The following is a 15,943-nucleotide window of genomic DNA, read 5'->3' on the forward strand; positions in this document are numbered from 1 at the left end:
ATGCTTGATTAGCTATTGAAAGGTTCGTATCTGAGGAGGAAGTCAGCGTCAATGAGACATGCACCGTTTATTGCAGTGGAAGGCCCAATCGGGGCTGGAAAAACAACATTAGCGTCTATGCTAGCAGAGGAGTTAAATTTACCGATCATTAAAGAGATTGTCGATGAGAATCCGTTTCTAGCTAAATTTTATGAGAACATGGACGATTGGAGCTTTCAACTGGAGATGTTTTTTCTCTGTAATCGGTATAAACAGCTTGAAGATACCGTTACACAATACATAGATAAAGGGATCCCGGTCATTTCGGATTACCATATTTATAAGAACCTGATCTTTGGAGAACGAACGCTGAATGGAACGAAACGTGAAAAGTATCGGCAAATTTATCATGTGCTTACCGATGACCTGCCAAAGCCAAATATTATCCTCTATATTAAGGCCAATTTAGATACGTTATTAACCAGAATTGAAAAACGTGGGCGGCCCTTTGAAGAGGGGATGGATACTGCGTATTTGGAGCAATTAATTAAAGATTATGATGACGCGATGGCCGCTCTTGCCATTCAGGAGCCTTCGACCGTTATTATTACCATTGATGGAAATGCAGTCGATTTCGTGGAGAATCCAGAACACTTCACTGAAATTGTCTCTTATATAAAGGAGCTAATGAAATGAATTCATATCATATCCCGGAAAATGCCATAATTACCGTGGCTGGAACTGTCGGGGTGGGGAAATCCACTTTAACAGGCGCCTTGGCCAAAAGACTTAATTTTCAAACCTCGTTAGAGCAGGTCGATCACAATCCTTATCTCGAAAAGTTCTATCATGATTTTGAGAGATGGAGCTTTCACTTGCAAATCTATTTTCTTGCTGAACGTTTCAAAGAGCAGAAGAAGATGTTCGAACTCGGCGGTGGTTTTGTTCAGGACCGTTCCATCTATGAAGACACCGGTATTTTTGCGAAAATGCATGCAGATCAAGGTACAATGTCCAAAACGGATTATGAAACCTACACCAGCTTGTATGAAGCTATGGTTATGACGCCTTACTTCCCGCACCCTGATGTGTTGATTTATATTGAAGGCAGCCTGCCTTCCATCCTGACCCGAATTAATGAACGTGGCCGTGAGATGGAAATTCAAACGGATGTTTCCTACTGGGAGCATATGCATGGCAGATATTCGAAATGGATCAATGAGTTTACAGCTTGCCCAGTGCTTCGTTTGAACATTGATGATTATGATGTAAATGATGAGACTTCGATGTCTGATATTCTTGTGAAGGTGGGCAATGCGATTCGTAAGCCTGCTGATAAAATATAATAATTAATGGTTAGGAGCCCCCAGGATTTGGGGGCTGTTTTTTATGAAATCAGAAAGCGGATTAAGCGATATAAACTGAGTTTGAGGGATGATTTGTAAAAATAAAAAAAGACCCAAATCATAGATATGGGTCTAATAGGGAAGTGTCAGTTGTCCTAGTAATAAAATACGAAAAGCAATCCAAATTGGTGTGGACATTGTAGTATGCTCAAGGGCGGCACCCTATAATTATAGCCCTTTTTTCTGGATATAGATTCCAGTCTAGCGAAAACTAGTTATTGGTCCATGACTAAAATTAATAAGATGCGTACACTGAACTATCTTTATAGGGAGGTGTACGTATTGAGTTGTCCAGACGATAAAAAATGTCATAAGAAAAAAATCGCCACTGTATATCCTTCGAAAAGAAAAAGAAAAGAACATCGTCGAAAAGTTATTAAGAAGATTGTACAAGTCACATGTCCTCCGCCCGAAGTAAATGTTACCACTCCAACAGTCGTTGGTGCTACAGGACCTCAAGGAGCACAAGGAATCCAAGGAGTACAAGGGGCCCAAGGAGTACCAGGACCCCAAGGAGCACGAGGAATCCAAGGAGCAGAAGGACCTCAAGGTCCCGCCGGTGGACCCCCAGGACCCCAAGGACCGCAAGGTCAACCTGGACCAGCGGGAGCAATAGGTCCACAGGGTGTAGCGGGACCCGTTGGTCCTCAGGGTGCGCAAGGAGTGCCGGGTGCACAAGGTGCCGTAGGTCCTCAGGGACCGCAAGGTTTACCTGGTCCTGCAGGAGCAATAGGACCACAAGGTTTTGTGGGAGCAACCGGATCGACTGGAGCGGCTGGAGCACCGGGGGCAGTGGGAGCAACCGGAGCGGCAGGAGCACCAGGAGCAGCAGGAGCACCGGGAGCCGCGGGAGCGACAGGGGCAACTGGAGCGGCAGGAGCGCCAGGGGTAGCGGGAGCAACCGGAGCAGCAGGAGCGCCGGGAGCCGCGGGAGCGACAGGAGCAACCGGGGCACCAGGAGCGGCCGGAGCAGCAGGAGCAACCGGGGCACCAGGAGCAGCAGGAGCAACCGGAGCACCAGGAGCAGCAGGAGCAGCAGGAGCAACCGGGGCACCAGGAGCAGCAGGAGCAGCAGGAGCAACCGGGGCACCAGGAGCGGCCGGAGCAACCGGGGCACCAGGAGCAGCAGGAGCAGCAGGAGCAACCGGGGCACCAGGAGCGGCCGGAGCAACCGGTGCGACAGGAGTCGCAGGAGCAACCGGAGCGACCGGAGCAGCAGGAGGAGTATTAGGTTTTGCTGATTTTTTTGCCCTGATGCCCCCTGATAATGCAGCAACTGTAGCACCGGGCACAGACGTGAGTTTTCCTCAAAATGGCCCTACCAGCGGGACGACGATTGCACGAACGGGCCCTAGTTCTTTTAATTTAGCGGCAATAGGGACTTATCAGGTGTTGTTTCAGGTTAGTGTAACCGAAGCAGGCCAACTCATCTTGACTCTTAATGGCGCAGATCTGGCCTATACGGTAGTTGGACGTGCGACAGGTACATCAGAAATCGTAGAAATGGCTATAGTGCAAACAACGGTCATTAACACCATACTGACAGTTCGGAATCCTGCTGGCAATTCCACTGCACTTACTATTACTCCTCTTGCTGGAGGAACAAGATCTGTTTCAGCTCATCTCGTTATTACACAATTAGCATAGCGAAATCTCCTACGTATAGATAATTTGGAAGTTTGCCACCTCTAATCAGGTGGCTTTTCTTATGGCATTTGCTGGAATTTCCATTTGACTTCAATTCAGAGTTGACGCAAAATAAGAGGGAGATGATGTAAATTTGAATTTTTCGGGGAGAATTGTACATGAATAATAAATCAGGTCGTCATTCCTTCCGAGAGCGACTGGATCATATGGTGGGTAAGATTCGTACGGATATCCTAAGTGGAGTGCTACAGCCAGGTGCTTATCTGCCAGCAGAGAGTATGCTAGCCAAGCAGTTTGAGTTAAGCAATAAATCGGTCAGAAGAGGGCTGGATGTGTTAGTCCAAGAAGGCCTTATCGTCAAAATCGACCGTGTCGGAAGCAAGGTTATGGAGTCCGTGCAGGAGAGAATTCGTATTCATTTTGGCTGCAGTGCCTCGCTGTCCAAGGACTTTCTGCTGGATGATCTAATTGGTGAATTTCATCGACTGCATCCCGGTATTCATATTCTTCCGCTGGCGCTAAATGATTTTGACCATGTGAATTCTGCCGTAGAGATGATCAATAATGGGATGCTTGATGCCGTATCGCTGAATAGCACGCAATTTCAGGAAATGGCTGAAAATGGCTCGGCTGAGCTGCTGGAATCGCTTGATCCTGATCCTGAATTATATCCAATTGCGACAGAAGCTTTCTATCATGAAGAACAGTTGTATGCTTATCCGATTTCCTTCTCCCCCGTGGTGCTGTGCTACAACAAGGCCCATTTTCGGGAAGCAGATCTTCCTGAGCCGGATAGCTATTGGACCTGGGATGACTTAATTGAGGCGGCTCGTCAGTTGGCAGAGAAACGTGGACGACATGCCATTTATTTTGTGCCTGCTTCCGAGAACCGTTATTCTGTATTCCTGCTGCAGAGCGGGATTCAAACCGTGGTAGACGGGACCGAGCACCGTACACTTAGTCCGGAGACGGCAAATAGTCTTAGTGTGTATAGTAGGCTCGTGAACAACCATCAGATTTTCCCTAAATATCTTGCTGGCAATCATGAAGATGAGACGATTTCTTTGTTTGTCCAAGAACAAGTTTCTATGATTCTGACGACCTTTTTTAATTTAAATGAATTCAAGGCGTTAACGCTGGACTATGATCTTGCTCCGTTACCTAGGCTGAAAACAAAAGATCCGCAGAAGACATTACTGGTCACGATCGGAGCGGCTGTGGTCGGGAATTCACGACAAAAGGAAGCGGCTCGTCAATTCGTTAACTTCCTTGCTTCCGTAGAAGCGCAGAAAATTATTCGGGAACGCACAGTAAGTATTCCAGCTCGAAAGCGGATCGCTGAGATGAGTACGGCGGATCATTTGAATCGTCCTTCGAGATATCTGATGTACAGAGAGCTATTTCCAACTTTCTCCTACCTTAAAGATTTAGGACTTTCTATAGCCGTTCTAAAAAGCTTTCGTAAATTGTTGAACGCTTATTGGTCAAAGATGATTGATGAGGAAACGCTTCATGAGGAATTGAGTCTCTTAATCTCGGAACAGGATGCTGCCGATCAGAAGGTTTAAAAGGTGTTTTTCTGCGAAGGCTGTTCTCTTTAGAATATCAGTAAAGCGTGATAATGGTGCTGGTGGGCCATTATTACGCATTTTTTTAAATAAAAGCAAGCAGAAGTTGTATATTGTGCCTAATCTGTATGAGATGAGAGATGGTTTATTTAAAGTGGTTAAATACGAGTGATTTTGTAAGCGTTTTCTATTAAATTTGAGGGATTTCAACATTTTGCGACAGGTACATGTTATATAAGATTACACTAATTAGAGATATTTCTTATTATTATATTGACATCATGTAGGCTGGAAAATATAATGAAATACATCAGATATATATCAGATTAGCGAAATAAGAGATCTGATACTCTGAAATGTAAATCAAAAAGAAGTCAGAACAGATGTTTTCCTCTAATTAAAGTAGAAAAAAGGCAGTTGAAAGGAGGATATTCCCTATAAAAGGTAATTTTCAGAGTGATTACTCATTTAAAAATTTATTAATGTATCGTTGATTCCTTCTGATTGATGTTAGTGAATATATCATAATGATTATCTTATTTTTTAGTTATTAATAGGGGGTTGAATTATGAATGTTGCTAAAAGGAAATTAGTTCTGCTGCTGCCTGTCCTGTTGTCATTAGTTATACTCGTATCTGCTTGCGGCGGTTCGAATACTAAGACTGGCAATACCGCAGATCCTACTGCGGAAGTTCAGAAGGCTACGCAAGCTCCCGCTAAGGAAGGTAAAATAGTAGGTGGTCTGCAGCTCCCGATTGTTTCAGATAAGCTTGAACTGTCACTTTGGTCACCCAGCGGCGGCAATTTCAGAGGAACTAATTTTAATGAGAAATTATCCTTTCAGCAAATGGAAGAGAACACTAACATTCATATTGACTTTCAGCATAGTACGGAAGCCAGTGCGGAAGCCTTTAGCCTATTGATGTCATCTGGTAAGCTGCCGGACATTATCTACAATGATCTATGGGGCACGGATTCCGGAAAATATGGTACACAAGGCGCGCTGCTTCCCCTGGAAGATTTAATTGAGAAAAACGCGCCAAACTTCAAGAAAATCCTCGACGACAACCCGGATATCCGGGGACAAATTACTTCGCCTGAAGGCCACATTTTTTACCTGCCTAATCTCGTTCTTGATTCACAGGATCTCACTCAAATGTTCCCGCAAGTACGGAAAGACTGGATCGATAAGCTGGGTCTGTCTATGCCGGAAACTACCGAAGATTGGTATAACATGCTCAAGGCTTTTAGGGAGCAGGATGCCAACGGAAACGGCAAGAAGGATGAAATTCCACTAGTCACAGTCAACTTGGAAAATATCATGATGTTATTCGCGCCTGCCTTTGGCGTCGATTACGGATTCTTCGTGGATAATGGCCGAGTAAAATATGGCCCGAATGATCCTAAATTCAAGGATGTCGTAACCTATCTGCACCGTCTTTACGATGAACAATTGCTTGACCCGAACTATCTGGTAGATACCACATTCCAGACGCTGACTGAGAAGGTGACTACCGATGTGGCAGGGGCATGGTTTGGCTGGTCTGGCTCCTACATGGGGAACTTTACTACCCTAATGGAGGGCAAACATCCAACCTTCAAAATTGCACCAACCATTCCACCTAAAGGACCGAACGGTGATCAACGTCATGTCTCCTTCCGCTGGCAAGCAGCAGCACACGGATTAGCGGTTTCCTCGCGGACGGAACATCCTGAGGAAGTGATGAAATGGCTGGATTATCAATACTCAGAAGAAGGCATTCTGCTGAACAACTTTGGGGTTGAAGGCAAGTCATATGATCTGGTAAACGGAGAACCGATTTATAAGAAAGAAGTAACTCATCCGACCAATGGCCTCACAAATACGCAAGAGCTGCTGAACCATACGATCGGGGGCGGAAGCTGGGCTACGGTAGCGGATACCAGATATGCTGAACAAATCCGAGAAGCTAACGGGCAAACGGAGAATCCGCTCGAGTTATATAGTGACTATATCGATTTTGATAGCAAGTTGCCTCCAGTCCAATTCACAACAGAGGAAAACGATGTAGTTGTTCCATTGATGGCCGATATTCAGACCTATGTAGCCGAAACAATCAATGCCATGATCATGGGGCGCCAAAAGATTGAGGACTATGACAAAGTAATGAAGCAACTTGAGAAGATGGGAATTAACGATGTGTTAAAAGAGTATCAGGTTGCATACGAGCGATTTAAAGGGAAATGATTCAGCTTGTGAGGAGGTTGTTGTGGGCCGAGCGGTTCAGAGAGTACTTTGTGACCGCTCGCCACATGACAGCTATGACTAACGCCAGTGTCCGGGAGAGGAGAACTATATGGCTGTACCTGTAAAAGTCGCTAAAGTTGAAAGCAGGAAGCTTCCGGTCAAGAGGAGTCCGATTCCCTGGAAGCGGATAGCCTCCAATCGCTATCTTTATCTCATGCTCCTTCCTACGGTTTTGTATTTTCTGATTTTTGAATACAAGCCGATGTATGGGGCGATCATTGCCTTTAAGAATTTCAACCCCTACTTAGGGATCACGGATAGTCCTTGGGTGGGCTTCAAGAATTTCGAGAAGTTTTTCGAAAGCTATTATTTTCTCAGACTGCTTAAAAATACCTTCTTAATGAGTTTCTACTCACTCATCTTCATTTTTCCTGCTTCACTTGCTTTTGCACTGCTGCTCAATGAGCTGCGGCTCAAGAAGCTGAAGTCCTTTCTGCAGACCGTGTCTTATTTGCCGCATTTTATTTCGCTGATCGTTATCTGCGGGATGATTATTGATTTCACCAAGCCCGGAGGCATTATTAACAGCCTGTTGCTTGGCATCGGCCTGATCTCGGAGCCTATTCAGTTCCTGATTCTGCCGGAATGGTTTCGAACGATCTATGTGGGTTCTGGCATGTGGCAGAGCCTGGGCTGGAACTCAATTATCTACTTAGCGGCGTTATCTGGCATCAATCCGAGCCTGTACGAGGCTGCAGTTGTAGATGGAGCAGGGCGATGGAAGCAGCTAATGAATATAACGCTGCCTGGGATTTTGCCTACGGTGTTAATCCTCTTGATTCTGAATGTGGGTACCCTGCTGAATGTGGGCTGGGACAAAATTATATTGCTTTACAATCCTGGAACGTACGTCACTGCGGATGTTATTTCAACATTTGTTTATAGACGAGGTGTTATGGAGGCGAATTACAGTTTTTCTGCCGCGGTAGGATTATTCAATTCCATAATTAACTTCACATTACTCGTTCTAGCCAACCGTATTAGCCGGAAAACAACTGAGAGCAGTCTATGGTGAGCATAGCTTCCGATACGAGTTTTGTACGATTTTTAGGAGGGTAGACAATGGTTGTGAAACGCAGTATGGGTGAAATCATTTTCGACAGCTGCAATGTGCTGTTTCTGATCTTGTGTTCTTTCCTGTTCCTGTACCCGATGTGGTACGTGCTGGTCTCCTCATTCAGCGATGCTCATGCTATTGCTGCGGGGAAGGTAAGCTTCTTTCCAATCGGCTTTAATCTGGATGCTTACAAGCTGGTATTTGAGGATACGCGGGTATGGACGGCTTACGGAAATACTTTCTTTTATGTCATTGTCGGTACGTTGATTAATCTGGTACTAACTACACTTGGGGCTTATCCTCTGTCCAGAAAGAATCTGGAGGGGAGAAATGTCATTATGGCTTTCATTGTGTTCACGATGTTTTTCAGTGGTGGTCTAATTCCTGCGTATCTGAATGTCCGTGAGCTTGGCTTGTATGATACGCGGTGGGCGCTGCTGTTGCCTGGTGCGGTTAGTGCCTTCAATTTGATAGTGATGCGGACCTTTTTTCAGTCTATCCCTGATAGTTTGATAGAGTCTGCCAAGATAGACGGCGCTCACGATTTCAGAATTTTACTGCGGATCGTGCTTCCGCTCTCCATGCCGGTTCTGGCGGTGATGACCCTCTTCTATGCGGTAGGCCACTGGAACAGTTGGTTCTCGGCCATGATTTATTTACAGGATCGGAATTTGTTCCCGCTTCAATTGATATTGAGGGAAATCCTGATTCAATCCTCTGCGCAAAATATGCTGGCAGGTGTTACCCAAGATGAGGTATTTCGGATCAGTGAATCTATTAAATTCGCTACGATAATCATTGCTACCGTGCCCATTCTGATGATCTATCCATTTTTACAGAAATATTTTGTAAAAGGCGTAATGATCGGTGCGTTGAAGGAGTAACAGCGATAGAGAAGATGCTGCATGTGACGGAATCGTTTCTGAAGCAGTCGGGAGGAGAAGACATATGAAGGCGGTAATATCTCAGGAAGGACAGATTCGCATGTCGGATGTTCTGACACCAGTCATTGAAGATGGATTTGTACTAGTCCAGACTGAATATTCGGCGATTAGCCCCGGAACGGAAATGATGATGAATGGCCTGCACCGTACGCAACAAATTGTACTTGGATACAGTGCAGCAGGTGTAATCCGAACACGTGGGAAAGGAATGGAGCACTGGCCTGAGGGGCTTCGAGTAGCTTGTTACGGCGGACCTTATGCAAAGCATGCGGAATGGCTGCTAATGCCTCAGCATCTGATGGTGCCCATTCCTGACCATGTTAGTTCAGAGGAAGCATCAACAGTAGGGCTTGGAGCCATTGCAGTACATGCAGTAAGGCAGGTTGCACCGCAGTTTGGGGAGACACTTGTGCTGATCGGTGCCGGAATTCTTGGGCAGTTGATTGCTCAAATTGCTAAGGCGGCAGGATGCCGGGTGATCGTCTATGATTTGCTTGCAGAGCGCTGTGAGATGGCTGAGCGCCTTGGAATTAGACATATCGCTACTAGCCCGGAGAAGGTTAAGGAACATCTTGCTAACCTGACGGAGGGCATGGGAGCAGATGCAGTTATTGTATGTGCCGGAGGTAAAACCGGAGACCTTATTGATCAAGCGCTAGAGTGGGTACGGGATCGCGGCAAGGTACTGTTGGTTGGAGATGTTAAGCCTGATTTCTCTCGTGATCTGATGTTCGGTAAGGAAGCCCAAGTGCTGATTTCTAGAGCCGGAGGTCCCGGACGATATGATCCTATCTATGAGCGGAAGGGGATCGACTATCCTTACGGCTACGTGCGGTGGACGGAAGGTCGTAATATGGCTGAATATATTCGCTTAATCTCTGAAGGGGACATTCAGGTTAAGCCGTTGATTAGCGCGATATTCCCGGTTGAACGCTGTGAAGAAGCCTTTCGGCGTTATGCAGAGGACCCGGTGGATCTGTTGGGAGCGGTCTTAGCTTATCCTGCGGCAGTCTCTGGATGTGAAACGAAGGTGGAGGAACAGCTGACGAAAGAAGGCGGGAGCAGATGAAGGCGCTGCGGATCGGTGAACCACTGAACGGTCTGGCGGTTTGGGCCTCAGCTTATGGAACATGGCAAGGGGCAGACCGGATCTACACTGTTTCTTCCGGAAGTCCTTGTATCTTATTTGTTCTAGACCCGAGCGGTGAACAAGCGGTGGAACGGTATGCGCTGGAAGGCTCGGATCATTGCTGGGGTGTAGTCTTAACAACCAGCGGAGTATATATCGGGGGAAGCGGCATTTTGTACAGGTACACTCATGAGAATGGTGTAGAGAACCTGGGTGAGATGATTCCTGGTGAATTCTATACGTGGCGGTTGGCAGCAGATATGCAAGGCAGGATCTATGGGGGATGTTATCCTGGGGGGAAAGTGTTCCAGTATGACCCAGCGACAGGAGTGTTTAGGGATTACGGTGCTATGGTAGCTGGAGAACAGTATGCGCGTTCTATGGAAGCATGGAACGGTAAGCTCTATGTGGGAGTTGGTACACAAACCTCACATATTGTTGTACTGGATACGGAGACGGGAGAACGCTCGGAAATCAGGCTACCAGATGAATGTAAAAGCGAGCAACTGGTGTATGACTTGAACATCGTTCAGGGCAAGCTTTTTGCTCGAATTACACCGTCTGCACGGTTGTACATTTATGATCTGGAACTGCAGGAGTGGGGAGACACTTTGGATCATGTGAGTGGACTTAGTGTTTCGCCGCCGGATGAGCTGGGAAATGTGTATTTCATTAAAGATGACTATTTGCAGCGTTATGATGTCCGGACTGGAAGCCTGTTCGTTACTTCACTAGCTATGCCGGAGCCGGCAGGTGATTATGGCTGGCTGAATAACCATGCTCTAAATCGGAAAGAGCGCTGCTTAACGGGGGTATACAGGGACGGGAGTTGCTGGATTTACGATCCGGCGACGGATCGGTATACGGACAAGGACTTCGGTCTGCAAGGTCAATCGGTCCATTTGCAGTCTATGACCTATGGACCTGATGATGCTCTCTACATCGGAGGGTATTTCGCAGGTGGGCTGTCCAGATTCGATAAGGCAGCCGACGAGATCATTTCATATCGGGGCATTGGTCAGACGGAAGGTATGCTTGCTGGGAGCGATTGTCTTTATCTAGGTGTATATCCGCGAGCGAATATTTTCAAATATGACCCGAATGAAGATTGGAAGCCGGGAGAGAATCCAGAGCTGCTATTTTCCTTACAGGAAGAGGAGCAGGACCGCCCTTTTGCTTGGGCTTGGGCAGGAGAAGAGCTCGCAATTGGAACGGTTCCTTCCTATGGTCGGCATGGAGGAGCGTTGACACTGTACAATCCTGCGAGAGGTGTGCGTGAGGTGTTTAGGAATCTTTTGCCGCAGCAGAGTGTAGTGTCCCTTGTCAGTAGTGATCAGCTCTTGTTCGCTGGAGGGTCCGTTTGGGGTGGACTTGGAATTGCTCCTCAGCGTGCAGATGCGTCTCTAATGATTTGGGATCTAGAGAAGCGCTGCAAAGTATGGGAAGGTGTACCGGTACAAGGGGAACGGGCTATTTCTGCTTTGGTTCTAGATGATGCAGGGTATCTTTGGGGTTTGACGGCAGGTAAGTTATTTCGGTTCGATCCACAGCTTAAGCTTACTGTAAAGACTTACTCTTTGTTCTCCATGGACTGGAATGTTGTGACTCATTTTTGGCGTAGCGGCAATGAATTGCTCTACAAGGAAGGCATGCTGTACGGCGTGTCGATGAATCGCTTGTTCAAGTTTAATATGCGGAGTGAGGAGCTTGAGGTGTTGGATGACGATGCGCGGCTACTGGCAATGGACCGTGAGGGTGATTTATTTTTTGCAAGAACTACAGCGTTGTATCGGATGCACAAGTAAGGTCTGCACTATCCTTGGCGAAGGGTGAGGGATGATGAGAATCTTATATTTTTATAAATTCTGTATTCTAGGTGGGGTAACCACTCAACTTGCAAATAGACTTAAATTTTTGCGGCACCACTCGGAAGTGCATTTTGCTTTTTTGGAAGATTACGGCGGGGCAAGCGCTTTTGATGGATACGAGCATGTCCGAATTCTGGGGACGGTTGAAGAGATTAAGAGCTACATGGAAGTCTATGATTTCGATGTCATTATTACTATTGATACTTACGAGCTGTATGAAGCGCTTGGGCCTGTACAAGAGGGGAAGGTTATTATTCATGAGGTACATACCACCTACTCCGAACCCCTGCAGAAGTTGGCCGCAACGAAAGATAGTTTGCCTTTTCACTATGTGATCACTCCCTCTGCTTACATGAAGGATTATTTGGACGGTATCGGCATAGCGGGTGCTTATCATATTAATAATTGCCTGGATACCGATTTGTTCCGATATGAAGCGGGTATTGAGCAGGAGCCTGCCACTATTTTGTGGGTGGGTAAACTGGATGATCACAAGAACTGGTCGTCCTATTTGAACATTGCTGGAAAGCTGAATGCCAAGATGCCAGAGCTGCAATTTATGCTTGTTGGGGGTTATACTGCTCCCGATGAGATCAAGAAACAGCTGATAGTAAAGGTGGAACAGCAGGGGATTAAGTATTTCAAGTGGATTCCCAAAGTGGATTACGATGAGATGCATCGCTATTATTCATCGGTTACGCAGAATGGTGGGTTATATATTAGTACCACGACCAATGAATCTTTTGGGATGACCGTACTGGAGGCGATGGCCTGCAGGTGTCCGGTAGTGGTTCCGCGTGTAGGAGCGTTGCCGGAACTATTGGATGGTCCGTTAAGTGTTTCCCTATACGAATCAGGCAATGAAGAGGAGTGTGTGGACAGATTGAGCGCACTGCTGGAGCAGAATAGTCTGAGGGAAGGCTTGAAGTCATTGGGAGAACAGAAAGCTAGAACTACTTACAGCATCGAACAAGTGGGAAAAGAATACATGGAACTACTTGAACGTTTCAGGGAAGAACGTTTAATTCTTAAATAAGTGGATCACTCCATGGGGCTGTCAACCGAATAAGAGGTGTTGTTGAAATGGAAGAGCTGCAGATCGGTATGGTAGGAATGGACACTTCACATAGCAGGATTTTCGCGGCGCTGCTAAATGATGAATCTCATCCGCTATATATACCGGGTGGCAGGCTACACTGCGGTTATCCGGGGGGGTCTCTTGATTTCGAGCTAAGCTATTCACGTGTGAGACCGATTAGCAGTGAATTGCAGGAGCGCTATGGGGTTGAATTGCTTGATTCTATAGAAGAAGTTGCGGAGAGATCCCATGCGATTCTATTGACTTCTGTAGATGGGAGAGTGCACAAGGAACAATTTGCGGTACTGGCTCCTTACGGAAAGCCGGTATTCATTGACAAGCCGTTAGCGGTTTCTTCTGAAGATGCGAAGGTGATTGTGGAATTGGCGGAGAGGTATGGAACGCCATTTTTCTCCAGCTCTATGCTACGTTTCGGTGAACCGCTGGTAGCCCTCTTAGAGGATGAAAGTGCAGGTGCTATTCTAGGTGCGGATTGCACTGGACCACTCGATCTACAGCCGACACAACCGGGGTTATTCTGGTATGGCATACACGCTGCTGAGATGTTATATGCCGCCCTTGGAGAAGGTTGCCATTGCGTACGTGCCGTCAGTAACGATACGCAAGAATGGGTAGTCGGCCAGTGGAAGGACGGGCGAATCGGGACGATCCGCGGAAACCGTACAGGCGGCTCTGATTTCTATATCGTATTGCATCGTGAACGAGGGAGTAACGGAATTAACGCGCTCGGAGCAAATTACAACGCAGGACATCAGCAATTACTGAAGAAATTTATAGCTATGGCGCGAGGGGGCTCTCCACCGGTACGATCTTCCCTAACACTAGAGTTGATTCGCTTCATCGAAGCGGCCAACGAAAGCCGGGTAAGCGGTGCTGATGTTCGTCTGTAAAGGAAAGCACAAATTGAAAGGAGTGTAGTGTATTGATTAGGACAGCAGTGATTGGATGCGGTGGCATGGGGACTGTTCATGCGGATCGCTACAAGTCCATGCCCGAAGCTGAGCTTGTCGCCGTATGTGACATCGTTGAAAAAGCCGCTGAGGTGCTAGGAAATTTAGTGGGCGTTAGCTATTTTACATCTGTACAAGAAATGCTCGAGCAGGTAAAGCCAGAGGTGGTCAGTATTGCTGTGCCGACCTATTTGCATGTAGAACTGGTACGGATTGCGGCTGACCATGGTGCGCATGTGATCTGTGAGAAGCCGCTCGCACTCACTTCGCAGGAAGCGGAAGAAGCAATTCGTTACTGCAACGAGCGCGGTGTACGTTTGTTTGTGGGCCATGTCGTTCGTTTCTTTCCTTCTTACAGACAGCTTGCGGAGGGAATAACGCAGCTTGGCAGTGTTCAAGGCGGAATACACCATGCTAAACGGGCGGGTTCACATCCCGGAAACGTGCAAGCGTGGTTTCGGGATCCATTTCTTAGTGGTGGCGTCATTATTGATTTAATGATTCACGACATTGACTACATTCGTGGGGCTTTTGGTGAAGCCCGTGAAGTATATGCGTTCCAGCACCAGTCGGAAGACATAAATTATGCTTCAGCCACTTTCCGGTTCAAGAATGGAACCATTGCACAGCTTGAAGCATTTTGGGGGTATCCAGGGCCGTTTCACTCCTCTTTTGAATATGCGGATGCGGAAGGAATCATCTCAGGCGGGACCGGGGATGGCGAAAGTCTGCATATTCGCAAGTCGATAACGACGGGCTCTACATCGGGATTTGTGGAGACGCCTTCGAGTGTGCTGCTGAAGGATCCGTATTATTTGGAACTGGAGCATTTTCTAAGCTGTCTAACAAGTGAGGAAGAGCCGATAGTCACTGCGCAGGATGCGCTGGAAGCTGTACGCTGGGCTGAAGCCGCTCAGCAATCGGCAATGACCCATCAACCGGTGAAGCTTGAAGTGAAGGGGGATATTTAATGAGCCGTTTGAATATTGGCATGATCAGTTTCGCGCATGCGCATGCTTTTGACTATTTGGCAAGTTTACTGCACATGTCTGAAGTGACGGTCAGTGGAATTGCTGATGAGGTGCCGGAGCGCACACAGGCGCTCGCAGAACGTCATTCAATTCCCTATTATGCTAACTACAAGGAACTTCTGGAAGATGCGAATATAGATGCCGTAATTATTTGCTCGGAAAATGTCTATCATGCTGAGCTAACCATCGCTTCAGCCCGAGCGGGCAAGCATGTACTGTGCGAGAAGCCGCTAGGTCTGTCAGTGGAAGAAATGAAACGCATGATTTCGGTCTGCTCTGAAGAGGGAGTACAGCTTATGACAGCCTTTCCTTGCCGCTTCCTCACTCCGGTTGTGCGGGCTAAGGAATCACTAGATCGCGGCGATATTGGTGAAATTATCGCTTTTAAAGGAACTAACAGAGGTTCTTTTCCGGGACCTAGATGGTTCTCTGATGAAGCCCTATCGGGAGGCGGTGCTGTTCTAGATCACACTGTGCATGTGATGGATCTGATGAACTGGTTCTCTGGTTCTTCTGTAGAACAGGTGTATGCCTATGCGGATACCTTATTTGATTCAGAGCGCAAGCGGACGATCGATGATGCTGGAATGGTGCATGTAACTTTTGAGAATGGTGTGTTCGGAGTGCTGGATCCTAGCTGGTCACGCAATCCCGGCTTTCCCACATGGGGGGATGTGACCCTGGAAATCATTGGAACTAAAGGTGTCATCTCGATAGATGCTTTTAACCAAAAAAACAATGTATACGGAAGAGCATCTGGCAAAGGGAACTGGACCTTCTGGGGAGATGACATGAATGAACTGATGCTGAAGGCTTTTGTACAGGCGCTTCTAGAAGGGGTGGAGGTACCGATTTCAGGAATAGATGGACTCCGATCCACAGAGGTTGCACTTACCGCTTATCAATCTGCTCATGCAGGCCAACCCGTGCGTTTAATTAAATGAGGATGCTGTAAGTACAAAACTTTGAGGAGGATGG

At 46.9% G+C, this 15,943-nt stretch carries 13 protein-coding genes; all 13 read left to right on the forward strand.

The features are described from left to right. The first annotated feature begins 51 nt into the window (after positions 1-51). The 13 genes from NSS87_RS10170 (at position 52) to NSS87_RS10230 (ending at position 15,909) form a co-directional block, all read left to right on the forward strand. Positions 52-675, forward strand: a complete 624-nt coding sequence (locus NSS87_RS10170) for a deoxynucleoside kinase (RefSeq protein ID WP_042186703.1) — start codon at positions 52-54, stop codon at positions 673-675. Beyond that, on the forward strand, positions 672-1,325 hold the full coding sequence (locus NSS87_RS10175) for a deoxynucleoside kinase (protein WP_042186705.1): 654 nt from the start codon (positions 672-674) through the stop codon (positions 1,323-1,325). The genes NSS87_RS10170 and NSS87_RS10175 overlap by 4 nt, the downstream gene beginning before the upstream one ends. Positions 1,326-1,667: 342 nt before the next feature. Then, on the forward strand, positions 1,668-3,032 hold the full coding sequence (locus tag NSS87_RS10180) for a collagen-like protein (RefSeq protein ID WP_339246769.1): 1,365 nt from the start codon (positions 1,668-1,670) through the stop codon (positions 3,030-3,032). Between the two features lie 158 nt (positions 3,033-3,190). After that, positions 3,191-4,600, forward strand: coding sequence for an extracellular solute-binding protein (locus tag NSS87_RS10185; RefSeq protein ID WP_339246772.1), 1,410 nt, complete (start codon positions 3,191-3,193; stop codon positions 4,598-4,600). A 568-nt stretch (positions 4,601-5,168) separates the two neighbouring features. Then, on the forward strand, positions 5,169-6,827 hold the full coding sequence (locus NSS87_RS10190; RefSeq protein WP_339246774.1) for an extracellular solute-binding protein: 1,659 nt from the start codon (positions 5,169-5,171) through the stop codon (positions 6,825-6,827). A gap of 214 nt (positions 6,828-7,041) precedes the next feature. Continuing rightward, the gene (locus NSS87_RS10195; RefSeq protein ID WP_339248502.1) at positions 7,042-7,902 is read left to right on the forward strand and encodes an ABC transporter permease subunit; all 861 of its coding nucleotides are present in this window, start codon (positions 7,042-7,044) and stop codon (positions 7,900-7,902) included. A gap of 47 nt (positions 7,903-7,949) precedes the next feature. Beyond that, on the forward strand, positions 7,950-8,828 hold the full coding sequence (locus NSS87_RS10200) for a carbohydrate ABC transporter permease (RefSeq protein ID WP_042126182.1): 879 nt from the start codon (positions 7,950-7,952) through the stop codon (positions 8,826-8,828). A 64-nt stretch (positions 8,829-8,892) separates the two neighbouring features. Further along, on the forward strand, positions 8,893-9,957 hold the full coding sequence (locus tag NSS87_RS10205) for a zinc-binding alcohol dehydrogenase (protein WP_339246779.1): 1,065 nt from the start codon (positions 8,893-8,895) through the stop codon (positions 9,955-9,957). Further along, positions 9,954-11,822 carry a WD40 repeat domain-containing protein gene (locus NSS87_RS10210; protein ID WP_339246781.1) on the forward strand — a complete coding sequence of 623 codons (1,869 nt, stop codon included), beginning with the start codon at positions 9,954-9,956 and terminating at the stop codon, positions 11,820-11,822. Before NSS87_RS10205 ends, NSS87_RS10210 begins: the two co-directional genes overlap by 4 nt. Before the next feature lie 31 nt (positions 11,823-11,853). Next, positions 11,854-12,921, forward strand: coding sequence for a glycosyltransferase family 4 protein (locus NSS87_RS10215; RefSeq protein ID WP_339246784.1), 1,068 nt, complete (start codon positions 11,854-11,856; stop codon positions 12,919-12,921). 47 nt (positions 12,922-12,968) lie between these two features. Beyond that, positions 12,969-13,874 carry a Gfo/Idh/MocA family oxidoreductase gene (locus tag NSS87_RS10220; protein WP_339246787.1) on the forward strand — a complete coding sequence of 302 codons (906 nt, stop codon included), beginning with the start codon at positions 12,969-12,971 and terminating at the stop codon, positions 13,872-13,874. A 32-nt stretch (positions 13,875-13,906) separates the two neighbouring features. Beyond that, positions 13,907-14,905, forward strand: a complete 999-nt coding sequence (locus NSS87_RS10225) for a Gfo/Idh/MocA family oxidoreductase (RefSeq protein ID WP_339246790.1) — start codon at positions 13,907-13,909, stop codon at positions 14,903-14,905. Then, the gene (locus NSS87_RS10230; protein ID WP_339246792.1) at positions 14,905-15,909 is read left to right on the forward strand and encodes a Gfo/Idh/MocA family oxidoreductase; all 1,005 of its coding nucleotides are present in this window, start codon (positions 14,905-14,907) and stop codon (positions 15,907-15,909) included. Before NSS87_RS10225 ends, NSS87_RS10230 begins: the two co-directional genes overlap by 1 nt. Positions 15,910-15,943 lie beyond the last annotated feature (34 nt).

Source organism: Paenibacillus sp. FSL F4-0243 (assembly GCF_037963295.1).
In the GTDB taxonomy this organism is placed as follows: domain Bacteria; phylum Bacillota; class Bacilli; order Paenibacillales; family Paenibacillaceae; genus Paenibacillus_AQ.